The sequence below is a fragment of the Corallococcus sp. NCSPR001 genome (assembly GCF_017309135.1).
Lineage (GTDB): Bacteria > Myxococcota > Myxococcia > Myxococcales > Myxococcaceae > Corallococcus.
This window is the reverse complement of record NZ_JAFIMS010000002.1, coordinates 1120562-1144413: the sequence shown is the minus strand read 5'-3', so window position 1 is coordinate 1144413 and position 23852 is coordinate 1120562. Positions and strand designations below refer to the sequence as shown.

20 protein-coding genes are annotated in these 23852 nt (G+C 70.1%); 7 read left to right on the top strand and 13 right to left on the bottom strand.

Translation table 11 applies throughout. From position 1 onward, the window contains the following. The first annotated feature begins 161 nt into the window (after positions 1-161). Entirely contained in the window at positions 162-1604 is a 1443-nt protein-coding gene (locus JYJ93_RS06800; protein ID WP_206787406.1) for a hypothetical protein, read from the top strand. 72 nt (positions 1605-1676) lie between these two features. Here JYJ93_RS06800 and JYJ93_RS06795 read toward each other — a convergent pair whose 3' ends face one another. From JYJ93_RS06795 to JYJ93_RS06760, 8 genes are all read right to left on the bottom strand, one after another. Beyond that, a complete protein-coding gene (locus JYJ93_RS06795; protein WP_206787404.1) occupies positions 1677-3077 on the bottom strand; it encodes a family 2B encapsulin nanocompartment shell protein in 1401 nt (466 codons plus the stop codon). A 34-nt stretch (positions 3078-3111) separates the two neighbouring features. Next, entirely contained in the window at positions 3112-4509 is a 1398-nt protein-coding gene (locus JYJ93_RS06790) for a family 2B encapsulin nanocompartment shell protein (protein WP_206787402.1), read from the bottom strand. 54 nt (positions 4510-4563) lie between these two features. Then, positions 4564-6822 (bottom strand): family 2 encapsulin nanocompartment cargo protein terpene cyclase, encoded by a 2259-nt coding sequence (locus JYJ93_RS06785; RefSeq protein ID WP_206787400.1) that lies wholly within the window; start codon positions 6820-6822, stop codon positions 4564-4566. Between the two features lie 179 nt (positions 6823-7001). After that, positions 7002-7403, bottom strand: coding sequence for a cell envelope biogenesis protein TolA (locus tag JYJ93_RS06780; protein ID WP_206787399.1), 402 nt, complete (start codon positions 7401-7403; stop codon positions 7002-7004). A 165-nt stretch (positions 7404-7568) separates the two neighbouring features. Beyond that, positions 7569-8657, bottom strand: a complete 1089-nt coding sequence (dapE, locus tag JYJ93_RS06775) for a succinyl-diaminopimelate desuccinylase (protein WP_206787398.1) — start codon at positions 8655-8657, stop codon at positions 7569-7571. 45 nt (positions 8658-8702) lie between these two features. Then, positions 8703-9335 (bottom strand): cupin domain-containing protein, encoded by a 633-nt coding sequence (locus tag JYJ93_RS06770; RefSeq protein ID WP_206787397.1) that lies wholly within the window; start codon positions 9333-9335, stop codon positions 8703-8705. Positions 9336-9418: 83 nt separating this feature from the next. Next, on the bottom strand, positions 9419-10246 hold the full coding sequence (locus JYJ93_RS06765; protein WP_206787396.1) for a 2,3,4,5-tetrahydropyridine-2,6-dicarboxylate N-succinyltransferase: 828 nt from the start codon (positions 10244-10246) through the stop codon (positions 9419-9421). A gap of 63 nt (positions 10247-10309) precedes the next feature. After that, positions 10310-10621: a hypothetical protein gene (locus tag JYJ93_RS06760; RefSeq protein ID WP_206787395.1), complete on the bottom strand. Its 312-nt coding sequence runs from the start codon at positions 10619-10621 to the stop codon at positions 10310-10312. Positions 10622-10822: 201 nt separating this feature from the next. On the opposite strand from JYJ93_RS06760, the gene JYJ93_RS06755 reads away from it, so the two are divergent. The 3 genes from JYJ93_RS06755 to JYJ93_RS06745 all read left to right on the top strand — a co-directional run bounded on the left by JYJ93_RS06755 (position 10823) and on the right by JYJ93_RS06745 (position 14320). Then, on the top strand, positions 10823-12292 hold the full coding sequence (locus JYJ93_RS06755; RefSeq protein WP_206787394.1) for an aminotransferase class I/II-fold pyridoxal phosphate-dependent enzyme: 1470 nt from the start codon (positions 10823-10825) through the stop codon (positions 12290-12292). 56 nt (positions 12293-12348) lie between these two features. Next, a complete protein-coding gene (locus tag JYJ93_RS06750) occupies positions 12349-13068 on the top strand; it encodes a glycosyltransferase family 2 protein (protein WP_206787393.1) in 720 nt (239 codons plus the stop codon). A gap of 217 nt (positions 13069-13285) precedes the next feature. Next, complete coding sequence (locus JYJ93_RS06745) at positions 13286-14320, top strand: rod shape-determining protein (RefSeq protein WP_014400170.1); 1035 nt, start codon at positions 13286-13288, stop codon at positions 14318-14320. Between the two features lie 42 nt (positions 14321-14362). Here the strand turns inward: JYJ93_RS06745 and JYJ93_RS06740 are convergent, their stop codons facing one another. Continuing rightward, positions 14363-16720 (bottom strand): hypothetical protein, encoded by a 2358-nt coding sequence (locus JYJ93_RS06740; RefSeq protein WP_206787391.1) that lies wholly within the window; start codon positions 16718-16720, stop codon positions 14363-14365. A 560-nt stretch (positions 16721-17280) separates the two neighbouring features. Between JYJ93_RS06740 and JYJ93_RS06735 the strand changes: the two genes are divergently transcribed. After that, on the top strand, positions 17281-17490 hold the full coding sequence (locus tag JYJ93_RS06735) for a hypothetical protein (RefSeq protein ID WP_206787389.1): 210 nt from the start codon (positions 17281-17283) through the stop codon (positions 17488-17490). Between the two features lie 55 nt (positions 17491-17545). Next, the gene (locus JYJ93_RS06730; RefSeq protein WP_206787387.1) at positions 17546-17731 is read left to right on the top strand and encodes a hypothetical protein; all 186 of its coding nucleotides are present in this window, start codon (positions 17546-17548) and stop codon (positions 17729-17731) included. Between the two features lie 40 nt (positions 17732-17771). Here JYJ93_RS06730 and JYJ93_RS39870 read toward each other — a convergent pair whose 3' ends face one another. Genes JYJ93_RS39870 through JYJ93_RS06715 form a run of 3 tightly spaced genes read right to left on the bottom strand, consistent with a single transcriptional unit; the run spans position 17772 to position 21055 of the window. Further along, positions 17772-18590, bottom strand: a complete 819-nt coding sequence (locus JYJ93_RS39870) for a cytochrome C (protein ID WP_242543693.1) — start codon at positions 18588-18590, stop codon at positions 17772-17774. 23 nt (positions 18591-18613) lie between these two features. Next, a complete protein-coding gene (locus JYJ93_RS06720; RefSeq protein WP_206787385.1) occupies positions 18614-19732 on the bottom strand; it encodes a metallophosphoesterase in 1119 nt (372 codons plus the stop codon). 12 nt (positions 19733-19744) lie between these two features. Continuing rightward, the gene (locus JYJ93_RS06715; RefSeq protein ID WP_206787383.1) at positions 19745-21055 is read right to left on the bottom strand and encodes a cytochrome c peroxidase; all 1311 of its coding nucleotides are present in this window, start codon (positions 21053-21055) and stop codon (positions 19745-19747) included. A gap of 344 nt (positions 21056-21399) precedes the next feature. Here JYJ93_RS06715 and JYJ93_RS06710 point away from each other — a divergent pair, with 344 nt between their 5' ends. Next, a complete protein-coding gene (locus JYJ93_RS06710; RefSeq protein ID WP_206787381.1) occupies positions 21400-21951 on the top strand; it encodes a beta/gamma crystallin-related protein in 552 nt (183 codons plus the stop codon). Here the strand turns inward: JYJ93_RS06710 and JYJ93_RS06705 are convergent. Further along, positions 21938-23845, bottom strand: a complete 1908-nt coding sequence (locus tag JYJ93_RS06705; RefSeq protein ID WP_206787379.1) for a sodium:proton antiporter — start codon at positions 23843-23845, stop codon at positions 21938-21940. The genes JYJ93_RS06710 and JYJ93_RS06705 overlap by 14 nt on opposite strands. Between the last annotated feature and the right edge of the window lie 7 nt (positions 23846-23852).

Below are 23852 nucleotides of genomic sequence, written 5' to 3'. Positions count from 1 at the left end.
ATGCGAACCCTGCCGTACACGGAGGGGATTCCATGTATCTGGGGCGGGGGTGGCGCCGGACTGTCGTGGGTGCGACGGTGCTGGGTTTCGCGGTCGGCGGAGGGTGGGGGTGCGGAGGTGGGGCTGAAAAGCCTGATCCGGACACCTGCCAGGATTCGAAGATGGGGTGCCCACCCGACGACCAGCCATCGGTGCCGGTCGAGGTGCCGCCACCGGGCAGCGGCACGCAGACGCCGCCGGGCAATGAGAACCCCCAGACCCAACCGCCTCCGGTGAAGGAGCCGGAGACCGTGCCGCCCGCTTCGGGGGCCACGCTGTGGCTCGCGAAGGAGGGCGCCGCGCAGGACGACCTGGCGCTGGACCTGGCGGTGGACGCCGCGACGGGCGACCTCTTCACCGCCGCCGTGCACGGCTACGACGACCTGGACGCGCGCGCACCCACGGATGACGCCGTGGACCTGGTCCTCACGCGGCGCTCCGGCGGAGGCCAGACGCTGTGGACCCGGACGTACGACGTGCGCGTGGACCCCACGCCCGTCGAACTGCGCGCGGACGTGCGGGCCCGCGTGGCGGCGGACGGCAGCGGCGGCATGCTCCTGGCCGGCAACCTAAAGGGCACGGTGGACCTGGGCACGGGCAAGCTCCGTGACGGCGCCTTCGTCGCGAAGGTGTCCGCGGACGGCGCGACGCTCTGGGCCCACCGGCTCCCCGGCGAGCTGACGGTGAAGGACGTGGCGGCGGACGCGGAGGGAAGGCTCTACGTGGCCTACACCGCGCCGGGCAGCGTGGACCTGGGCAACGAGGTGAAGGGGTCCTCGGCCGGCGTGGCGGTGTTCGCGGCGGACGGCACCGCGGAGCGCGCCTTCGCCGTGGGCAGCGCGGAGTCCGAGGGCGCCAGCGCCGAGCCCCTCTCCCTGGCCCCCGGCGCGGACGGCAGCGTGGCGGTGGCGGGGCGCTACACGGGCACCGTGCGCTTCGGCACCAACGTCACGCAGGGCTCCAGTACGGGCAGCCCCTTCGTGGCGCTGTACCGGCAGAACGGCGCGCTCGGCTGGGCGAAGGTGCGCCCTGGCGTGAAGGGGAGCGCCCTGGACGTGAGCCGCGACGCCGCCGGTGACGTGGTGGCGGGCGGCGACTACCAGGGCAGCTTCGCCTGGGCGGGCACGTCGCTGAAGGGCGCCTCCAGCCCCAGCCCCTTCGTGGTGGTGACGGGCGCGGACGGCACCGAGCGCTGGGCGCGAGACCTGGGCGTGGACGCGTCCGTGCAGGGCGTGGCCATCCACTCCACCGGCGAGGTGCTGGTGGTGGGCTACACGTACTCGTGGCTGGAGAACGGCGCCTCGGGCACGGACGGCCTGGGGTCCGCGCAGCTCTTCACCCAGCGCTTCGACCCCGCGGGACAGCCGCTGGCCTCGCGCCTCTTCCTGGGCACCGCGCCGGAAGCGCGCGGCGAGCTGTACGGCGTGGAGGCGGTGCCGGCGGTGACGTTGATGCCGGACGGAGACGCGGTGCTGTACGGCTACACCGACCGCGTCACCGACTTCGGCGTGGACAAGCTCAAGCCCACGCGCGGGGACGTCTTCCTGGTGCGCGTGAAGTATTAGGCCCCCAAAGACAAACGGGCCCGGCGCGCTGAAGGCACCGGGCCCGTCCATGTTTCACGGCGGGGAACGCCCTCAGCCGCCGAGCGCCACGTTCTCCAGCACGCCCAGCGCGTCCGGGACGAGCACGGCGGCGGAGTAGTAGGTGCTCACCAGGTAGTTCGTCATGGCCTGGTCGTTCACGGCCATGCGCTTCACGGTGAGGCTCGGCTCGACCTCGTCGGGGATGCCCGCGTTGTGCAGGCCCACCACGCCCTGGTCGTCCTGACCGATGCGCATGGCGATGATGGAGGTGGTGTTCTCCCGGCTGATGGGCAGCTTGTCGCACGGGAGGATGGGCACCCCGCGCCACGCCTGGAACTTCGCTCCGCCCACGTCCACCACCGTCGGGTACAGGCCGCGCTTGTTGCACTCCCGGCCGAACGCCGCGATGGCGCGCGGGTGGGCCAGGAAGTAGCGCGTCTTGCGGCGGCGCGTCAGCAGCTCATCCATGTCGTCCGGCGTCGGCGGACCCGAGCGGGTGTTGATGCGCTGCTTGAGGTCGGCGTTGTGCAGCAGGCCGAACTCCGGGTTGTTGATGAGCTCCCACTCCTTGCGCTCCTTCAGCGCCTCGATGGTCAGCCGCAGCTGCTCCGCGGTCTGGTTCATCGGGTCGTTGAAGATGTCCGACACGCGGGTGTGCACGCGCAGGATGGTCTGCGCCACGCTCAGCTCGTACTCGCGCGGCTTCAGCTCGTAGTCCACGAAGGTGCCGGGCAGCACGGGCTCGCCGTGGTGACCGGCGGCCAGCGCGATGGCGGCCTGCCCCGCCTTGTCCTGGGGCTTCTTGAGGTTCGCCTTGTAGCGCTCCACGTGCGCCTTCAGCGCCGGGGACTGGGTGATGAGGGACTCGAACACGTCCTGCGGCAGCGCCATCACCGTGCAGGCCGTGACGGCCTTGACGGTGAAGGGCCACACGTCGTTCGACTCCACCACCGCCTGGTCACCGAAGTGGTCGCCGTCCGCCAGCGTGTCCAGCACGACGGGGTCGCCGTACTTGCCGGCCGTCAGCTTCTGCGCCTTGCCGTGCGCCAGCAGGAACACGTGCTCGGCGGACCTACCCGCCTCCGCGATGTTCTCCCCCGGCTTGAACTGCTTCTGGGTGAAGCGGCCCGCCAGGGTGCGGATGAGCAGGTCATCCACGTCCTCGAAGCCCCGCATCAGCGGCAGCTTGAGCAGCTCCTGGGGGATGATCTCCACCTTGGCGCCGATGTTGCTGAAGTTCAGCCGGTCGTCGCCCACGGTGTACGTCAGCCGCCGGTTCACGCGGTACGTGCCGCCGGACACCTGCACCCAGGGCAGGATGCTCAGCAGGTAGCGGGGCGAGATGCCCTGCATCACCGGCTGCGTCTTCGTCGTCGTCGCGAGCTGGCGCGCACCCGCCGTGCTGAGGGTGGTGCCCTCGTGCGCCGCTACGTCCTTCTGTGAAGTCGTCATGGAAGAAGCCTCCCGTTTGCGTGCGGACGAAGAACTACGAGCGGCCCAGCTCCACGCTCTCCAGGATGCCCAGCGCGTCCGGCGTCAGCACCGCCGCGGAGAAGTACGCCGTCACCAGGTAGTTCATGATGGCCTTCTCGTTGATGCCCATGAACCGGACGTTCAGGCTGGGCTCGATCTCATCCGGGATGCCCGCCTGGTGCAGACCCACGACGCCCTGGTTCTTCTCACCCGCGCGCATCAGCATGATGGACGTGGTGCGCGACTCGCTGATGGGCAGCTTGTTGCAGGACACGATGGGGATGCCGCGCCACGCGGGCACCATGGTCCCGTTCATGTCGGTGCTGGTGGGGTAGATGCCCCGCTTGTTGCACTCCTGCCCGAACGCGGCGATGGCGCGCGGGTGGGCCAGGAAGAACGACGGCTCCTTCCACACCGTGGCCAGGAGCTCGTCCATGTCGTCCGGCGTCGGCGCGCCGGAGCGGGTGTGGATGCGCTGCTTCAGGTCCGCGTTGTGCAGCAGGCCGAACTCACGGTTGTTGATGAGCTCGTGCTCCTTGCGCTCCTTCAGCGCCTCCACGGTCAGACGCAGCTGCTGCTGGGTCTGGTTCATGGGGTCGTTGAAGAGGTCCGCGACGCGCGTGTGGATCTGGAGGACGGTCTGCGCCACGGCCAGTTCGTACTCGCGCGGGTGCGTCTCGTAGTCCACGAAGGTGCCGGGGAGCACGGGCTCGCCGTGGTGGCCGGCGGCCAGCTCGATGGCCTTCTGGCCGGAGTTGTCCTGCTTCTTCTTGGAGCGGGCCTTGAAGTTGTCGATGTGCTTCTGCAGCGACGGGACCTGCGCCACCACCGCCTCGAAGGCGGACTGCTGGAGGATGAGCGCGATGACGGGCGTCACGGCCTTCGCCGTGAACTGCCAGTAGTCCTGCGACTCCAGCAGCGCCTGGTAGCTGTAGTGGTCGCCGTCCGCCAGCGTCTCCAGCACCACCGGCTCGCCGTACTTGCCGGTGCCGATGCGGTTCACCTTGCCGTGGGCGATGAGGACGATGGAGTCCGCCTCCTTGCCGGCCTCGGTGATGACCTCACCGGCCTTGTACTCCTTCTGCACGAAGCGGTTGGCCAGCGCGGTGAGCGCGTCCACGTCTTCATAGCCGCGCAAGAGGGGCAGCTCGCCCAGCTCCTGCGGAATCACCTGCACCTTGGCGCCGGTGCTGGTGAAGGTGACGCGGCCGTCGCCCACCGCGTAGGTCATGCGGCGGTTGACGCGGTACGTACCGCCGGACACCTGCACCCACGGCAGCAGCTTGAGCAGCGTCCGCGAGGAGATGCCCTGCATCTGCGGCTCGGACTTGGTCGTCGTCGCCAGCTGACGCGCCGCCTGCGTGCCAAGGCTCTGGTTGTTGTCGTCGAACTTCTTCAGGTCGTTGGACATGGGGTCACCTTCTCCAGGTTAAGGGTTCAAAAAGGTTTCGGACTTCAGTGGGACTCAGGGCCTGCCGGCGCGGAACAGCTCGGCGAGGCGCATGGCGGAGGTGCCCAGGGCGGAGACGTTCCCGGCCTTGAGCTTCGGCGCCGCGTCGTGGATGAGCTCCGCCTCGGTGTAACGGGCCACCTCCGCGTGCCACCTGGGGATGCCCGCCATCCACTGCTGGAGCTGCTCCACGTACTTGTTCAGCTTCTCCTGCGCCTTCGCATCCAGGTTGAAGGTGCGGATGACCACCGGCAACTCCTTGGCCACCAGGTGCTGGAACTGCTGCATGCGCGCGGTCATCAACGCGTTGACCACGCTCACGGCCTCGTCCTTGTCCACGCCCAGGAACTTCTGGACCACGAGCACGCAGTTGTTGAGCTCGCCCTCGAACTGGATCTCCTTCTGGTAGGAGAAGAGGTCGTTGACGAAGCAGGCGTAGTCCGCGGCGGAGTTCTCCAGCCCGCGCAGCGTGCGGGTGTTGAAGACGTCCTCCGGCACCGCGTCGCCCTTGGACAGGCGCGACAGGCTCATGGTGAGGTCCGAGCCGAACGTCTTGCGGCGCATCTCCACGTAGTCCACGGGGTCCGGCACGCGGTTGAGCAGCTGGTTGTTCAGCTCCCACACCCAGCTGTCCGTCATGTCCTGGATGGCCTTGCGGAACAGCTTGCGGCCGCGCGGCGACAGCGGGCCGGCGGTGCGCTTCCACAGGTCCGCCAGGCCCAGCTCCACGGGGTTCGTGGGCACCGCGGCGTTGGCGGCCTCCACGTCATCCGGCATGAACTGGCCCAGCCGCGCGGTGAACATCTTCGCGCCCGCCATGTCCCGCGTGTTCGCGTAGAGCATGGGGAAGTAGTCGTCCGCGTAGGTGCCCCAGACGAGCCAGCACGCCGTCAGGTCCAGCTGCTCCGGGGTCGCGTCCGGGTGGATGTACGCGCCGCAGAGGGCCACGTCCGCCGCGTCGAACTTGTGGTCGTCCCAGACGTAGAACCCCACCCCGGGCACCACCTCCAGCATCCCCACCCGCCGCGCCCACGCCTTGGAGTTCTTGCGCGCGCGGTCCAGGTGCGGGCTCTGGTACGTGCTGTACGGCATGTAGAACGCCGGCAGCTTCGTGGGCCCCACGTACTGGCGGGGCACGTGGCTCAGGGAGCGGGAGCGGGGCCCCAGCCCCAGGCCGCCGGGCGTCAGCGGGATGCGCAGCGCGGAGGTGCCCAGGCCGGAGGGCACGGGGATGGACAGCGCCGGCCGCTCCTCCGAGTGCTGGTTCATGTAGCGGTTGGAGCGCATGTGCCACTCGTGGCCGCCGGACTGCCAGTCCTGCAGGCCGCGCAGGTACGTGAGCACCTGCGCCTGCTCCACCGGGTTGAGCCCGTACTCCGCGAACAGCCACGGCAGCTCCGTGGCGAACGTGGTCTCGAACTGCTGCAGCCGCGACGTCAGCAGGTCGTTGACCAGCTCCGCCGCGCGCTGGGTGTCACAGTCGAGGAACTTCTCCACCACCAGCACGCCGTTGGAGAGCTCGCCCTCCTCCAGCTCGCGCTCGTAGGAGAACAGGTCGTTGCGCAGGTGCACCGCGTCCGAGAACGTGTCCTTGAAGACGCGCATCGGGCGGCTCTTCACGACGCGGTCCGGAATCTCCGCGGAGACGGCGTGCTCCACCAGGTCGGACGACCAGGGCGCGCCGCCCACCTTGCGGCGCATCTCGATGTACTCGATAGGGTTGGAGACGCGCGCCTCGCTGATGTTCTCGATCTCCCACATCGACTCATCGAGCAGGTGCTTGGTGTTCTCGTAGAAGCGCTTGCGCCAGTCCATGGACATGGAGGGCACGGTGCGCTGCCACAAATCCCAGAGGGCGCGCTCCACCGGGTTGGTGGGCTCCGGCGGCGGGGACATGTCCAGCGGCATGAACAGCGGCAGCCGATCCAGGTAGGCCTGGCCGCCCTTCACGTCGCGCGAGTACTTGAAGACCTCCAGGAAGTGGTCGTCGAAGTAGAAGACCCAGACGTACCAGTCCGTGATGAGGTCCAACTCCGGGCCCGGCGCCTCCGGGTGCGTGTACGCACAGAGCAGCGCGTAGTCCATGCCGTCGAAGCGGCGCTCGGACCAGACCTCGCGGTCCGTGCCATCCCGAGGCGGTCCCAGGATGCCCATCTGGTAGGACCACGCCTTGGTGTGCGCGCGGGCCCCCTCCAGGTTCGGATTCAGGCGCGCCGGCCACGGCACGTAGAAGTCCGGCAACTGGAACGGTTGCTTCTGCTTCCCCTTGGACATGCTCGCCCCTCGTTGATCCCCGGGGGCTTGTACTGTCGTCCAGTGGTCAACACCACGGACAACGGCTTGAGCAGGAAACGTTGGTTAATCCAGCGAATAAGGGTTCGCGGGGATGGGGGATGACCCAGTTGGATCAGGGTTTGAGAATCCGCCTCCCCGCGTGACCCTCGCGTGACCTGCTAGCGGCGCGTGGAACGGCGCGCGGTGCTCTTGCGAGCGGACGTCTTGCGCGCGGTGCTCTTGCGAGCGGACGTCTTGCGCGCGGTGCGGCCAGCGGCGGCGCGACGGGCCGGGGCCTTGCGGGCGCCGCGCTTGGCGGTGGCCTTCTTCGCGGTGCCGCGCTTCGCCGTGCCGCGCTTGCCCGCGGCCTTCTTCGCGGTGCGCTTGCCCGCGGCCTTCTTCGCGGTGGTGCGCTTGGAGGTCGCATTCTTCGCGGCCCCCGTGCGGCGGGACGACGCCTTCCGGGCGCCCTTGCGCGCGCCAGGGGAGCGGCGGCGCGACGGCGTGGCCTCACCGGCCGGCAGCACCGTGTTGGACGACGGGGTCTCGTTCGGGTCCTGCATGTTCGACTCGGCGTGCATCAACAACCTCCAGGGATGACAACACCTGGAGGGTAAGCGCAACCGCCGGAAGTGCACGCATGCCCCGCTGCGCGGATGCACGCCATCTGACGAATGCGTCCGGCGCTACATCCCGCGCGAGGCCGAAAATCCGGCCTCGGAGCGCTCACGTGCCGCGCGGTGCGCTCAGGCCGCGCCCTTCAGGAACGCGGCGAGCTTCTCGTACGCCACGGCCAGCGGAGGGATGGGCGCGCTCTCGTGGAGCTGATGCGCCTGCGCCGTCTCACCGGGCCCGAAGTTCACCGCGTCCACGCCCCACTCGCCGAAGCGGGCCACGTCCGTCCACGCCTGCTTCGACGCGGCGGGCAGCCCCGTGAGCGACATCAGCCGCTGGAACAGCGGGTTGCCCGCGGCCACCGGCCCGCTGGGCGAGCTGTCCGTGAACTCCACCTCCGCGCGGCCCGCCACCAGCGCCAGCACGTCCTCCTTCGCCCGAGCCACGCTCTTGCCCGGCGCGAAGCGGTAGTTGAGGTTCAGCTCGAACGCCTCCGGCACCACGTTGCGCGCGCGGCCGCCCTTGGCCAGCGTGGCGCTGAGGACCTCGTAGAAGGGGAAGCCCGAGACGTTCACCTCCACGCGCTCGCGGCCCAGCAGCTCCGTGAGCAGCGGCCCCGCCTTGTGGATGGCGTTCTCCCCCTGCCACGGCCGCGCGGAGTGCGCGCTGCGCCCCGTGAAGCGGACCGTCACCTGCATGCTGCCGACGCAGCCCACCTGCACCACGCCGTCCGTGGGCTCCATGGCGATGCCGAACTTCACGCGCGAGAGGTCCGGCCGCTTCGCGTACAGCGGGATGAGGCCGCTCTCCGCGTAGGCCCCCTCCTCGCGCTCGTACAGGAGGAAGGCCACGTTGACGGGCAGCTCGGCGCGCTTCAGGTCCTCCGCCAGCGCCATCATCACCGCGACGCCGCCCTTCATGTCGGACGCGCCCAGCCCGTGCACGCGCTCGCCTTCGATGCGCGGCGCGCGGCCCACATCCCCGGGGTGCATGGGCACCGTGTCCAGGTGGCCGATGAGCGCCACCGTGGGACGGGGGTCCTCCAGCGAGCCCAACAGCAGCGTGTGCCCGACGCGGAAGACCTCCTCGCGGCGGAAGTGCTTCAGCGCCCAGCCTTCCACGTGGTCCGCGATGGGACCCTCGTGGCCAATGGGGCTTTCAATGCGACACAGCTCGAGCGTCGTCTGGGCGAGTCGGGTGGCGAGTTCGATGGAGGCCATGCGCGAAGCACCATACTCCCCGCCCGGGCCCGGAACATCGTCCCGTCAGGCGCCGTCCGCCAGCTCTTCGAAAGACGTCACGCCATCCAACACCGTGACGCAGATGCACGCGGGGCCCTGCAGCGCGGTGAAGTCGTGCAGCGAGCCGTCCACCTTCTCCAGCTCCTCCCCGGGCCAGACCTCGTGGCCGGAGTCCTCGCGGAAGCCGCCCTCCAGCACCAGGTTCCACTCGCGGCCCAGGTGCGTGTGGCGCGGATAGCGGGCGCCGGGCTGGAGGCGCACGACGGCGGCCATCATCCCCTCGCGCCCCGGGCCCGTCTCCACCGGCATCAGCTCCACGCCCTCCACCGGGCCGGGCATCCAGTTGGCGGGCTCCGCCATGGACTCCAGCAGCTCGCGGGCCCGCGCCTCCGCCACGTCCAGGAACGCGGCGACCTTCCCGGCCCAACGGGCGAAGCGGCCGGGCCCCTCCATCCGCTCCATCAGGCGCGTGAGCACCGAGGCGGGGGGCGCCACCGGCTCCACCAGCGTCCCCAACGCATCCACGGCGGGCGACAGCCGGGCCAGCTCCGCCCGGCAGCGCTCACAGCCCTCCAGGTGCCGGGCCGCGGCGTCGCGCCGGGCCGGCTCCAGGGTCCCGAGCAGCCACTCGGGGAGGATGTCATCGAGGTGTTCCATGCTCTCCTGAAAACGGCGCGGACGTCACAAGTCGCGTAACAATTCCTATACGCGCCCGCGCCCGCACCGGATTTGTCGCGGGCTCACACCGCGACGGCGAAGTCCCGCAGGGCGGCGTTGAGGCTGGTCTTCTGGTCAGTGGACGCCTTGCGCTGCCCGATGATGAGCGCGCACGGGACCATGTATTTCCCGGCGGGGAACTGCTTCTCCCGCATGCCCGGAATCACGACGCTGCGCGCCGGAACGCGGCCCTTGTGGATGACCTCCTGGGGCCCGGTGACGTCGATGATCTGCGTGGACGCGGTCAGCACCACGTTGGCGCCGAGCACCGCCTCCTCCTCCACCACCACGCCCTCCACCACGATGGAGCGGCTGCCCAGGAAGGCCCCGTCCTCGATGATGACCGGTGACGCGGTGGGCGGCTCGAGCACGCCGCCCAGCCCCACGCCGCCGGACAGGTGGACGTTGCGGCCCACCTGCGCGCAGGAGCCCACCGTGGCCCACGTGTCCACCATGGTGCCCGCGCCCACCCGCGCGCCGATGTTCACGTACCCGGGCATCACCACCGCGCCCTTCTCCACGAAGGCGCCGTAGCGCACGGTGCCCGGAGGCACCACGCGCACGCCCGCCGCCTCCAGGCCCTTCTTCAGGGGTACCTTGTCGTGGAACTCGAAGGGGCCCACCTCCATCACCCTCATCTCCGACACGGCGAAGAACAGGAGGATGGCCTCCTTCACCCAGGCGTTGACCCGCCAGCCTTCCGGGCCCTTCTCCGCGACACGCAGCTCACCGGAGTCCAGCCGCGCGAGCGTCTCGCGCACCGCCGCCACCGTGTCCGCGTCCTTCAGTTTCGCCCGGTCCGCGAACGCCGCGGACACCCGCTGGGAGAGCTCTTCGAGGGATGTCGCCATGACGCCGAGTTGAATCACACTTCAGCGGCCCGCGCCCTCCTCAATGTCCACCGCCAGACGGCCTCACGCGTGCGACGGTTCGGGCCCCAGCACCAGGGGCAGGGTCTGCGTCGGGATTTCTCCGTGAAACATGGCATCCGCGTGAGCCAGCGGGCCCGTGCCCTCCTTCAGGATGACGGCGCCCTGGAGCACCCGGCCCACGGCGGACAGGGGGGCCTCCTTCCAGTCGCGGTGGCGGACGAAGGGCGAGCGCCGGACGTAGAGATGCTCCTGGCCGATGAGGGCCACGTACCCCAGGAGCGTCCCATCCGCCGAGCGCACGCGCATGCCGCTGATGATGGAGCGCCGTTCGGACGGCGTGTCGTCGAAGGCCATCGGTCGTCTCCTCCTGTGCGCTGGAAAGGTGGGGACGGTCCGTGGGCGCCGCGAGCCGCCCGCCCCCTCGACGGGCCCCTGCCCGCCCGGCCGCCCCGGGAGCATGACAGGGGCGCCGGACGCCCGGCCTGGAGCCCGGCGGGCGCCTCGCGCCGGGTTTCCCGCACCGGGAGGACGCGCTCCCGTTAGCGTGCGTCCGCCATGACGAACCCCGTCTTCCCGCCGCTGCGCGCCGCCTATGAACCGGAGTCCTTCCGGGCCACCGCCCACGCCCTGATGGATCAGCTCGCGGACTACCTGAAGGCCGCGCTCGCCGGGGGCGCGATGCCGGTGCTGCCCTGGGCCCCGCCCGCGGTGAACCAGGAGCGCTTCGCCACGGCCTTCCCGGAGGAGCCGGCGCCGGAGGTCTCCCAGGCCTTCGCGGCGCTGATGGCGCGCGTGCTGAAGGACTCGCATCACCTGCACCACCCGCGCTACGTGGGCCACCAGGTGACGGCGCCCGTGCCGCTGGCGGCGCTGTGCGACGCCGTGTCGTCGCTGCTCAACAACGGCATGGCCGTGTACGAGATGGGCCCCGTCGCCACCGCGATGGAGCACCACGTGCTCGCGTGGATGGCGGGGAAGCTGGGCCTGCCCCCGAGCGCCCGGGGCGTGCTCACCTCCGGCGGCAGCGCGGGCAACCTCACCGCCCTGCTCGCCGCGCGTCAGGCGAAGGCCGGCTACGACGCGTGGAACGGCGGCGCGCACGCGGGCCCGCCCCTGACGGTGCTGGTCCCCCGCTCCGCCCACTACTGCCTGGCCCGCGCGGTCCGCATCATGGGCTGGGGCGAGGGCGGCCTCACCCCGGTGGACGTGGACGACCACTTCCGCGTGCGGCCGGACGCCCTGGAGGACGCGCTCGAGCGGGCCACCCGCGCGGGGAGGAAGGCCATCGCCGTGGTGGCCAGCGCGGGCTCCACCGCCACCGGCGCGTTCGACCCGCTGGAGCCCGTGGCGGACTTCGCGCAGAGGCACGACCTGTGGTTCCACGTGGACGGCGCGCACGGGGCCGCGGCGTCCCTGAGCCCCAAGTACCGCGCGCAGGTGAAGGGCATCGAGCGGGCGGACTCCGTGGTGTGGGACGCGCACAAGGGGCTGCTCATGCCCGCGCTGGTGACGGCCGTGCTCTTCCGCGACGGCGCGCGCTCCTTCGACGCCTTCTCCCAGGAGGCCCACTACCTCTTCCACGGCGACGGCGACGACGCGCGCCCCTACAGCGACGTGGGCCTGCGCACGCTGGAGTGCACCAAGGAGATGATGCCCCTCAAGGTCTACGCGTGCCTGTCCGTGCTGGGCACGCGCGTCTTCGAGGAGGCCGTCACCGCCTCCTACGACCAGGCCAGACGCTTCGCCCGGATGCTCACCGCCGCCCCGGACTTCGAGCTGGCCCTGGAGCCCGACTGCAACATCATCTGCTTCCGCCACACCCCCGCGCACGTGCCGCCGGAGGGCTGGGACGCGCTCCAGGTCCGCCTGCGTGAAGCGCTGGTCTCCCGCGGAAGTTTCTACCTGGTGCAGACGCGGCTGCCCCGGGGCGTGTACCTGCGCACCACGCTCATCCACCCGCTCACCGGCGACGCGGACCTGGAGTCCCTGCTGGACGCGCTCCGGAGCGCGGCGGGCCAGCCCTGAATTTTGTGAGCAAGGGAGTCGCCCTGGCGGGGGAAATGCGATAGGGCGGGGCCGCCATGCTCGTCTCGCTCGTCATCCCCGTCTACAACGAGATTCCCACCCTGGCGGAAATCCTCCGGCGCTGCGTCGCCGTGGACTTCCCCAAGGAGCTCGTCCTCGTGGACGACTGCTCGAAGGACGGCAGCCGCGAATTCCTGCGCCAGCTGTCCGAGCAGGGCCTGGAGGTCCTGGGCGGCACGCCGAAGAACCGCAACGAAATCCGCGTGCTCTTCCAGGAGCAGAACCAGGGCAAGGGGGCCGCGCTGCGCCGGGGCTTCGCCGAGGCCACGGGGGACATCATCCTCGTGCAGGACGCGGACCTGGAGTACGACCCCCGGGACATCCCCCGGGTCATCCAGCCCATCCTGGATGGCGACGCGGACGTCGTCTTCGGCAGCCGCTTCATCGGGTCGCCGCGCCGGGTGCTGTACTACTGGCACACCGTCCTCAACAACCTGCTCACCACGCTCTCCAACATGACGAGCGGGCTGAACCTCACGGACATGGAGACCTGCTACAAGGCCTTCCGCGCGGAGGTGCTGCGCTCCGTGCACGTGGAGGAGGACCGGTTCGGCTTCGAGCCCGAAATCACCGCCAAGGTGGCGCGCGGCAACTGGCGCGTCTTCGAGGTGCCCATCAGCTACCATGGGCGCACCTACGAGGAGGGCAAGAAGATTGGCTGGAAGGACGGCGTGCGCGCCCTCTACGCCATCGCGAAGTACTCGCTGAAGCGCTGAGAGGCCCGGACGTCCGCCCGGCCGCTGTCCGGGGGAGCTGGGTCCGAATGCGGACAAGGGAACAGACGGGCGGGTGCGGTTGGTTGTCCAGCGAGCGGCACCCTGAGACGGGTTCCGGCTTTTCTTCCTCCGTATCGCGGCGCGTAGTAGTTTCGACAACGCACTCCGTCTGAAGGGCGGGGAGTTTCCCGGTCCTTCCGAAAGTTTCCGCCCCCGTATGTTCGACTGGCTCCACACCCTGTTTTCGCGCGACCTCGCCATCGACCTGGGTACGGCGAACACGCTCATCTACATCCGCGGCCAGGGCATCGTGTCCAACGAGCCCTCCGTCGTGGCGGTGCAGCAGGACTCGCGCGGCGGCAAGAAGGTGCTCGCCGTGGGCAAGGAGGCCAAGGAGATGCTCGGCAGGACGCCGGGCAACATCGTGGCCATCCGGCCCATGAAGGACGGCGTCATCGCCGACTTCGAAATCACCGCCGCGATGCTGCGCTACTTCATCCAGAGCGCGCACAACCGCAAGACGCTGGTGAACCCGCGCATCATCATCGGCATCCCGTCCGGCATCACGGAGGTGGAGCGCCGCGCGGTGCGTGAGGCGGCCGCCAACGCGGGCGCGCGCGAGGTCTACCTCATCGAGCAGCCCATGGCCGCGGCGATTGGCGCGGGCCTGCCGGTGACGGAGCCCAGCGGCAACATGATTGTGGACATCGGCGGTGGCACGTCCGACGTCGCGGTCATCAGCCTCGCGGGCATCGTGTTCGCCAAGTCCGTGCGCATCGGCGGCGACAAGCTGGACGAGGCGATCATCCAGTACGTCAAGCGCAAGTACAACCTGCTCATCGGTGAGCGCACGGCGGAGCTCATCAAGATGGGCATCGGCACGGCGTACCCGACGGACGAGGTCATGACCATGGAGATCAAGGGTCGCGACCTGGTGGCCGGCGTGCCGCGCACGCTGACGGTGTCCAGCGACGAGGTGCGCGACGCGCTCGCGGAGCCCGTCAACGGCATCGTGGAAGCGGTGAAGCTGACGCTGGAGCGCACGCCGCCGGAGCTGGCCGGTGACATCGCGGACCGCGGCATCGTGCTCGCCGGTGGCGGCGCGCTGCTCAAGAACCTGGACACGCTGCTCCGTGAGGAGACGGGCCTGCCGGTGTTCCTCGCGGAGGACCCGCTGTCCGCCGTGGTGATTGGCGCGGGCAAGGCGCTGGAGTCGTTGGACATCCTCCGCCAGGTCTGCCAGCCGGGCTGAGGTTCCCCTCCCCCGCTGCACCGTGACGGCGCCGGACCTCGCTCAGGGGTCGGCGCCGTTCGCGTTTCCGGGCGGCGGGGTGGCGGCGGCCCGGGGCAGGGGCAGCCCCGTGGGCCTGACGATGCGCGCCTCGCAGTTCGGGCGGCGTGCCTCCCGGTCCTCCTCCTGGCGGGCCTGCTCCTTCAGCAGGTCCCCTCTCAGGAGGACGCCCTGGGGCAGGGACTGCTCCACCTTCGTGTCCATGCAGGCGTCGAAGGCGCGCCGCATCCAGCCGCTGGCGGCGCGGACGGAGAAGCCGCCCAGGGCGTCCATGCGGGCCAGGCCGTCCAGGCGCTCCGTGAACACCGGGTAGCCCTCCTTCGCATCGCGCCGGGCGTGGACCAGGGTGGCGGCGGCGCGCAGCCCTGGGGGCAGACGGTTGAAGTCCAGTCCGGGGACACCCGAGGTGGACAGGACGTGGTTTCGCAGCGGGTCGCGCGCGAGCATCAGCGGCAGCGAGAAGCTGAAGAGCCGTTTGCCCACGGCGTCGCCGGTGCGCGTGTGCTCCAGGGCGAGCAGCGCGAGGACCTCCGGGTCCAGCTGGGACAGCACTGTCGAGGGGTCGCCATCCCCCTCCTTCAGCGCGCGCCTTGGATCCACCAGCGCATCCCGGGTGAGGCGAAGCACGGAGCGGGCTTCGACGGACGGCAGCGCGGCGAGCTCCGCGTCCTTCGGTGAGCGCTGGCCGGTGAGCAGGTCCAGCAGCAGCATCCGCTCCGGCTGCCGCGCGAGGGCGGGGGGAATCCAGTCGCGCATCACGTAGGACGTGTGCTCGGGCCCGGCGGCCTCGGCCGTGCGTCCGGCGAGCACCAGGAAGTCCCAGGTCCGGCGGCGCGGGTCCTGGCCGTAGCGGCGCACCCGTGCCGTGGCCGCGTCCCGCAGCTGCGCGCGCAGGAGGATGCGCACGTCCAGCTCCAGCGCCTCCAGGGTCTCCGGCGGGTGCTTCTCCTCGAGCGCCTGCACCCGTCTCGCCGTCCCGACGACGAAGTCCTGGCGCTCGCTGTCACTCCAGGACCGCGAGCCGTCCCCCAGCTCGAAGCGCCACCGCGCCTCCAGCCACGCGCGGGTCACGTCGGGTGAGTCCGGGAAGCGCTCCGCCAGGTTCGCCCAGGCGTCGACGGCGGCCGCGGAGCTCGGGTCCTGCGAGCCCGCGCGTTGGAGGTAGAGGGCCGCCAGCGGTGAGTCCGGATGCTGCTGCGCGTGCTCCGCGTAGCGTGCGCGGGCCTGGCCTCCCTGTCCGATGTAGCGCATCAACGACAGCGCCAGCGCCTGCGCGGCCGGGTCCTCCTGCCAGGTGTGCATCAGCATCGCCGCGTAGTCGCGCGTGTTGCGCCAGCGCAGGTCGGACGGCAGGTTCGCGGGCACCTGCGTGTCCACGACGAGCCATGCGCGCGCGGCCGTCTCCCGCGCGAGCCTGTTGCCCGGCTCCACCTCCGCCACGGCGGACGCCACGCGGCCCACGGCCTGCCAGTTGTCCTCATCCGCGAAGGCCTGCGCGGCGGCCTCCCACTTCGCGGCCTGGACGGCGAGCCGCTCGTCCGCCTGGAGCACCGAGGCGGCCTCCGGCAGGGAGCGGGAGGGAAGGCTTGTGTCCGTGGCCTCCGCCTTCAGCCTCGCGGCGCCCTTCACGTTGTAGAGGATGCGCTCGCCCTGGACCGGCAGCGTCACGTCCTCGATGACGGAGTCCTGGCCGGGCCAGGTCGTCACCGCGTGGAGCGGCCCTTCTCCCAGCTTCACGCGCCCCTGCTCCTGCGTCCCGGGCGCCACCACCCAGTGTTCGCCGCCGATGCGCACGTCCACGGGGCGCGACAGGCCATTGACGACCGTCACGGCGCGCATGCCGCGAGCCTCCAGCCACACGGCGCCCAGTCCCGCCAGGCCGCAGAGCCCCAGCGCCATCCCGGCCAGGGCCACCGCGCGGCGGCGCGACCTGCCACGAGAAGGAGGCACCTGACCGATGACCTGGAGCGGCGCCTTGCCGTCCGCGCGCACGAGGTAGCCCTCCAAGGGCCACACCGGAACGCCCAGCACCGACACGGTGCGCTCCGCGACGAAGGGCGCGTTCGGAGCGGCGCCGCGCGCAGGCGAGCCCCTCCACCGCACGCCCGTCCCCAGCACGGAGGACTCGGAAGGCGGGCGGGCCGCGATGACGAAGGCGCCCCGGTCCTCCACCAGCGCCGTGAGCAGCTCCCGCGTGGGCCCGGGCGGCTCATGTTCCAGCCGGCGTGAGAGCACCGCGTGCACCGCCCACGCATCCCCCCGCGCGAGCGCCTCCGACAGTGCGGCATCCGGCAGGAGTTCCGCCAGACGCGGCGCGCGCTCCAGCAAACCGCTGGGGTCGGTGACAAGGGCGAGGGACATGGCCCGCATTCAACCGGGACCCGGTGGGTGGAAGGCAAGACCCCGAGCCCCGAATCCCGTCAGGTCTTCGGGCCTGAAGGCCGCGCCCACGGATGAGAAGGGAAGCCCCCTGCCGAGCCCCGGCTGCGGCGCGCAGCCAAAACCGGTCGGACAGTCGGACAGCGTCGGGCCACATGGCAGGCCAAGGGCCCCCGACACCCGAGCCGCGAAAACCTGTCCGACTGTCCGACAGCTTTGGACAACGGCAACCAGGCCCCCGAGACCCGAGCCGCGAAAACTTGTCCGACTGTCCGACAAGTTTGACGACCGTGGCTGGCCAGGGGCGCTGCCTCATCCGAACTGACGAAACCTGTCCGACGGTCCGACAGGTTTGGGGACTGTAGCTGGCGGGGGCCTCCGCTCCGTTCCACCCACGGGAACCTGTCCGACTGTCCGACAGGTTTCGGAGCAACCGCGGCCGGGGGGCACCTCGTCGGGCCAGCGGAAACTTGTTGGACCGGTTCTTGCGATGCGTCACCGGCCTTGAATCCAGTCAGGCCGAGGCCCGAAGCTCCCGTGCCATGGGCGCCTTCGACCTTGTGATCATCTCCGTCATCGTCGCGCTCGGCCTGGGGCGATTCCTCGTGATGCGCGATCAGCGCAACGCGCCTCCTCCAGAGGCCGGGCCGCGCAAGCCGACGCCGCAGCGCATCGCCGGGCGCGTGCTTCTGGGGTACGCCTATGCGATGGCGCTGTTCCTGCTCATCCGCTTCTTCCTTGGCCGGATGTGACAGGGGCCGGCCTGCGTCCCGTCCTGAGCGCGCTTGATGATTTCCCCATGAACGCGTGGCCCATATCGGGGTGGTGTCCTTCGCGCTGGGGGCGTACCTGCGCCGCCGGGCTGAACGCGGCCCCTCGAAGGGCGTCATCGACCGGCGCCACCTGACGCCGCTGCGAATCACCTACAGCCTGCTGTTCGCGTATCCGTTCCGCGCGACCTACACCTCCCTGGCCCTGTCCCTGGGCCCCTGAGCGCACGAGGCGCCCCGGGGCCCACGGTCCTGCCCGGACATCAGTGCTTGCCGTACTCCAGCTTCACGCCCTTGCGCTGCGCGTAGATGTACGCCTCCATCGCGCGCATCTTCGGGTCGCCGTCCGCCAGCGGCTTGCCGCGCACCGGGTTCTCGATGCACCAGTTGATCATGTCGCGCAGCAGCGCCGTGCGGCCCAGCTGCACCTGGTACTTCGGGTAGGTCTCCGGGTGGGTGTTGGCCGCGTCCGGATGGCACATGTCGCACGACACGCCCACCGTGCCGCCCAGCGCCTCCGCGTCATGGAACACGCGGTGACCTTCCTTCACGGTCTCCTGCACGGAGTCCGCCCACACCTTCTCGTCGCGCTCGGAGTACGCGCCGTAGGTGTGGCCCGTCTGGAGGTTCGTCTTCTGCTGCTGGGGCACCGCCCTGGCGCCCGTCTCCGCGCCCACCCCGCCCTGGCGCACGTCGTTGCCCGAGGGCTTCGCACCGGGGTTGGGCTGGGGCGCGGGCGGAGGGCTCTTCTTCGCGGACGGGGGCGTGGCCTGCGCCAGCACCGGGCCAGGCACGTCGTCCCAGTTCGCGTTCGGGTTCTTCTTGCGCCAGTCGTCCATCAACTGCGCGGTGGCGGTGATGGCCTGGGCGCGGGTGAGCTTCTGGCCGTCCTTCACGCCTTGCACTTCCATGGACGTCTCACCGTCGCACAGGCCCAGCACCAGGTTGCCGTCCTTGGACGCGGGCACGACGTGCCTGGGCAACGGCTCAGGCTTCGGCTCCGGGGACGTGGCGAGCGCCACGCCGCCGGCGAAGGACAGGGCCGCGCACGGGACCACGAGCAGCTTCATTCGCAGGTTCATGGGAGGGGGTTCCTCTTCCGGTCCTAGTAGGTGGGCAGCTTGGGCTTGGGCGGCGCGGACTGCTTGCCACCGGAGCCCAGGTAGCTGGCGCGCACGGTGATGGGGTCGCGCTGCCAGAGGTTGTAGAGCTTGTCCACGAGCCCTGATTCCAACACGTCCATGCGGCCGTCACCGCAGCCGTCGAACTGGCTGAACGGATCCGCGCGGTTCATGGGCACCGTGAGCGAAGGCAGGCCCTCCGGCGCGTACGGCCACGGCCACGCGGTGGACAGCATCCCGTGGAAGGAGATGTTGCCAATGCGGTTGCTGAGCAGCTGGTGCGTGTGTCCGTGGATGACGGTGACCTTCTCGTACGGCTTGAGGAGGGCCTGCACCTCGTCCGCGTCGTCCGTCCAGAAGTTCCAGGGCTTGTAGTACTTGTAGAGCGGCGAGTGGCTGAAGACGATGACCGGCGTCGTCTTCGCCACCTTGGCCAGGTCGTTCTGGAGCCACTGGCGCTGCTCGGCGCCCACTTCGAAACGGGACTGGATGCCATTGTCCAGGCCCGCGACGATCTTCATGCGCTCCATGGGGGACAGCTTCCGCTCCGTCCAGAAGTCCTTCTCGTGGATGGAGTTGAGCACCACGAAGTGCACGCCCTTGTGGTCGAAGGAGTAGTTGGGCGCGCCGAACAGGTCGCGCCACAGCTCGCCCATGTCCAGGAACCAGTCGTGCTCGCCCACCATCATCTTGATGGGGGCCTTCACGGACTTGAGGATTTGAGCGCCCAGCTTGAGCTCACCCGCCTGGCCCAGCTGCGCCAGGTCGCCGCCGAAGAGGACGAAGTCCGGCTGGGGGTCCAGCGCGTTCACGTCATCCACGGCCTTCAAGATGGCGCGCACGAAGCGGTCGTTGAGCTTGTTTTCATACAGGTGCGTGTCGGAGATGTACGCGAAGGAGAACTTCGGCTTCTCTCCCTGCGCCTCCGCCACGTTGACCAGCTGGAAGCTGTTGGGCGTGAGCCTGCCCATGCCCGCGACGATGCCGGCGGAGATGCCGGCGACGCGCATGAAGGCGCGGCGGTCCAGCTTGCGCAGGCCCTCGAAGAAGGCGTCGCGTTCGGCGTAGTGCTTCGTCTCGATGCTCTGGAATTTGTTTGCCATGGCGCGCCTCCGCTACCGTTGCTGGGTGGTCGTCACCGGGGTGACGTCGCCGTAGAAGCCCAGGTCCGCCGGATTCTTCGCTTTCAGGTCCGGGTTGGGAGCCAGGTCGCCCAGGTTGCCCTTCTTGCCCATGGCGATGGCGGTGTCCCGCTCCGGCCGGGTGTTCTTCCGGGCGCGCTGCTTCGACAGCTGCTCCTTGTTGAGCTTGTCGAACTTCGTGTCCGTGAGGGTGAAGAGGAACGCCACCAGGTCGTCGATTTCCGGCTCGGTGAGCCCCAGCCGCTGCATCCCCCCGTCGAGGTAGGGATTGGCCACGCCGCCCTTGTTGTAGTGGTCCATCACGTCCCACAGCGTGGTGAGCGACCCGTCATGCATGTACGGACCGGTGATGCCCACGTTGCGCAGGGTGGGCGTCTTGAACGAGCCCACGTCGTTCTCCTGCTTGGTGACGAGGAAGCGGCCCAGCTCGGAGAACTCCGAGTTGAGCGCCAGCTCGTCAATCTGCTTCTCGTCGCCGGTGCGCACCACCTGCACGCCCTTGCGCGCCAGGGTGACGAAGTCCTGCTTGTGCGCGGCGACGCCGATGTTGTGGAACTTCTGGTCGCTGAAGAGCGGGGAGACGGCGTTGCCCGCGTGGCAGGAGTTGCAGCGCGCCTTGCCGTTGAAGAGCGCCCAGCCGTTCTTCTCCGCCGCGGTGAGCGCCTTGCTGTCCCCCGCGATGAACCTGTCGAAGCGCGCGTCGCCGGAGAACTGCATCCGTTCGAACGCGGCGATGGCGACGGCCAGGTCGTCGAAGTTGGGCTCGCGGCCGAACACCTTCTGGAAGTCGGTGACGTACTCGGGGATGCCGCGCACCTTCTTCACGACGGTGTCCGGGTCCGGCATGCCCATCTCACGCGGGTTGAGGATGGGCAGCTTCGCCTGGTCCTCCAGCGTGGCCGAGCGGCCGTCCCAGAACTGGGTGGCATTGAAGAGGGCGTTGAGGACGGTGGGGCTGTTGCGCGTCACCTTCTGCTGCTTGACGCCTTCGGACAGCGTCTTGCCGTCGGTGAAGCCCAGCTCCGGCTCGTGGCACGTCATGCAGGCCACGGTGTTGTCCACGGAGAGGCGCTTGTCCCGGAAGAGCTTCTCCCCCAGCGCCACCCGCTCCGGCGTGGGCTCGGAGCCCTTGGGCACCGAGAGCCGCCACAGCGTCGCGGAGACGCCCGGCGGCAGCTTCGGCGGTGTCGCGTTCGCGGGCTGTGAAGGGGGAGGTGCTGCCAGTCCCACGCCGGAGTGGAGCACCACGGCGAGCATCGTGACGACGCCCGAGGGCAGCCGCATGAAGGCCTCCTACCCGTCCTCTGGAGCCGCCGCGGGACATCCGCCCGGGTCCGAGGCCGGTCGCGGCATTCCACGCAACCCGCGAGAAACGTTCAACGGTCTCTAGGGCCAGGGGGAGGGAGAAGTGTCTGGGATTGGAACATCAAAGGCACTTCAATTTTCCACTCGCGTCCAAGCAAGCCCCCCCGTGGCGTTTGCGTTGGACGCACGCGCGTCCCCTCCGCACGCGCGGATGGCGGCTCGCTGCAATCCCTCTCAGGGAAAGCCTCTCAATGTTCACCATGGCACAACCAATGCACCCGGGGTGTGTGCTGTCCAAACCCACCGTGAACCAGGAGCAGACCATGGCCGAGCCCCAAATCACCCTGTATCGCGACGTCAACTTCGGCGGACGCAGCGTCGTGCTGACGACGTGCGGCTCTTCGAATCTGGGCAACGACTACGGCTTCAATGACCAGACGTCGTCCATCCGGGTCCAGAGCGGCATCTGGCTCGTCTACAACGACGCGGGCTACGGCGGCTCCGTCTACGTCCTGACGCCGGGCGAGTACCCCAGCCCCGGGACGTGGGGCGGTTCGAACGACTCCATCTCCTCCGTGCGCCCGCTGCCGGGCGTGCAGGGGAGCAACATGGCCATTCTCTTCCAGGACACGAACTACGGGTCGCGCATGGTCGCCGTCACGAGCTCCATCGCGTCGCTGGGCGACATCGACTTCAACGACCAGGCGTCCTCCGCCATCGTCCTGGGCGGGACCTGGCTGCTGTACAAGGACTCGAACTTCAAGGGCACCACGTGGAGCGTCTCCGCGACGGGCGGCCCTGGCCACAACGGCTACTACCCGAGCGCCAGCGGCTTCTTCGACAACGACGCCATCTCCTCCATCAAGCCCGGATAGGCCCCGCCGGGGCGGAGGACGTGTCTGGGATTGAGGCGTCAGCCGTCACGGGACGCCAACCGTGAGAGGAAAGCCACGCGTGGGCTTCCTCCCTCCGTCCGTGCGCGACGAGGAAGTCCACGCGGTCACCGGCCACGGGGACAGCCGTCTCATCGAAGAGGACGGCGCCCGTGGCGCGCTCCAGCACGAGCGGGACGAGCGCCTCCTCCAGGTTGCCGGTGGCGGGAGGCACGGTGGCCTCCACCTGGGGGGCCTCCAGGCGCCAGGACTCGCGGGACACGGCGCCCTGTTCACAGCGCGCCACCCAGACGTCCAGGTCGCGCTCCGCGCCAAATAAGACGTGGCCGCCGGTGGCGCTCACGGTGTCCGTGGACACACCCACGTGGCCCCGGTGCAGGGCGGTGTAGCTGCGGGCGGTGCGCTGGAGGGCGCGCACGCGCTCGGCGAAGAGCAGGTTGACGCCTTCGTTGTGGGTGAGGCCCACGAAGCCCTGACGGCCCTCGGGCTCCGCGCGCAGGAGCGTGCGCTCCTCCAGGCCATTTCCGAAGAGGACGCGGAAGCCCTCCTGCTGCGCGCGCTTCAGCGTGGCGTCACTGGAGTCCACGAGCAGCACGGCCTGGTCGCGGGCCTGGAGCGCGTGCGCCACCTGCCTCGCGAGCGCGTTGGCGCCCAGGAGGACGTAGCCCTTCGGAACCACGCGGCGCACGCCCAGGAGCCCCGCGACAAAGCCGCCGGACAGGCCCTGCACCACCACGGTCACGCCAATGACGAGGAACACCAGCGCGCGCAGGGCCTGGCCCTCCTGGACGCCCTGGTCCCCCAGGCGCGTGGCGAACAGGGACGCCACGGCGGCGGCGACGATGCCGCGCGGGCCCAGCCACGCGATGAAGGCCTTCTCGTTGCGGGACAGGCCGGAGCCGGCGGTGGACGCGGCGACGGCCACGGGCCGCACGACGAGCATCAGGACCAGCACGGTGACGAGCCCGCGCCAGCCCAGCGCCGTCACCTGGGACAGCCGCATGTCCGCGGCCAGCAGGATGAAGAGCATGCCCAGCAGCATGAGAGTGAGCTGTTCCTTGAAGGCGAGCACCTCCCGGCGCGCGGGCACCTTGCCGTTGCCCACGACGAGCCCCGCGGCGATGGCGGCCAGCACGCCGCTCTCCGGCGCGAGCGCGTTGCTCACCTGGAAGGCGCCCAGCACCAGGGCCAGGGCGAAGACGTTGGTCATGTCCTCCGGCACCCAGGACGCCTTGCGCAGCCCCACGGTGATGAGCAGCCCCGTGATGCCGCCCACGACGAGCCCCACGCCCCAGCGCGAGCCCAGGGCGCTCACCAGCAGCCACGGTCCTTCTTCCGCGTGCAGCGCCATGTCCAGCGCGACCACGGCGATGATGGCGCCCACGGCGTCCACGAAGATGCCCTCGGCCTCCAGCACGGTGGCGACGCGGTGGGTGACGCGCACGCGGCGCAACAGCGGCGTGATGACGGTGGGGCCGGTCACCATGACCAGGGTGCCGAAGAGCGCGGACACCACCCAGTCCCACCCCATGAGCGCGCGGGCGGCCAGGGTGCCGCCCACTGCGGTGATGGCCGCGCCCAGGGTGACCAGGCGCTGGATGGAGCGGGCCTCGCGGCGCAGCTTGCGCACGTCCAGGCTCATCGCGCCTTCGAAGAGGATGACGGACACGGAGAAGCCCACCACGGTCTGGAGCGCGGGGCCCAGGGACGCGGGCTGGACCCAGCCCAGGGCCTCCGGCCCCAGCAGCACGCCCGCGGACAGGAGCACGACGATGCCGGGCACGCTCAGGTGCCGGGCCACGAGCTGCGCGAGGATGCCGGCCACCAGGGACAGGCCGAGGGTCAGCGACGGGTTGTCGAAGGAAGGGGAGGCCATGGACGAG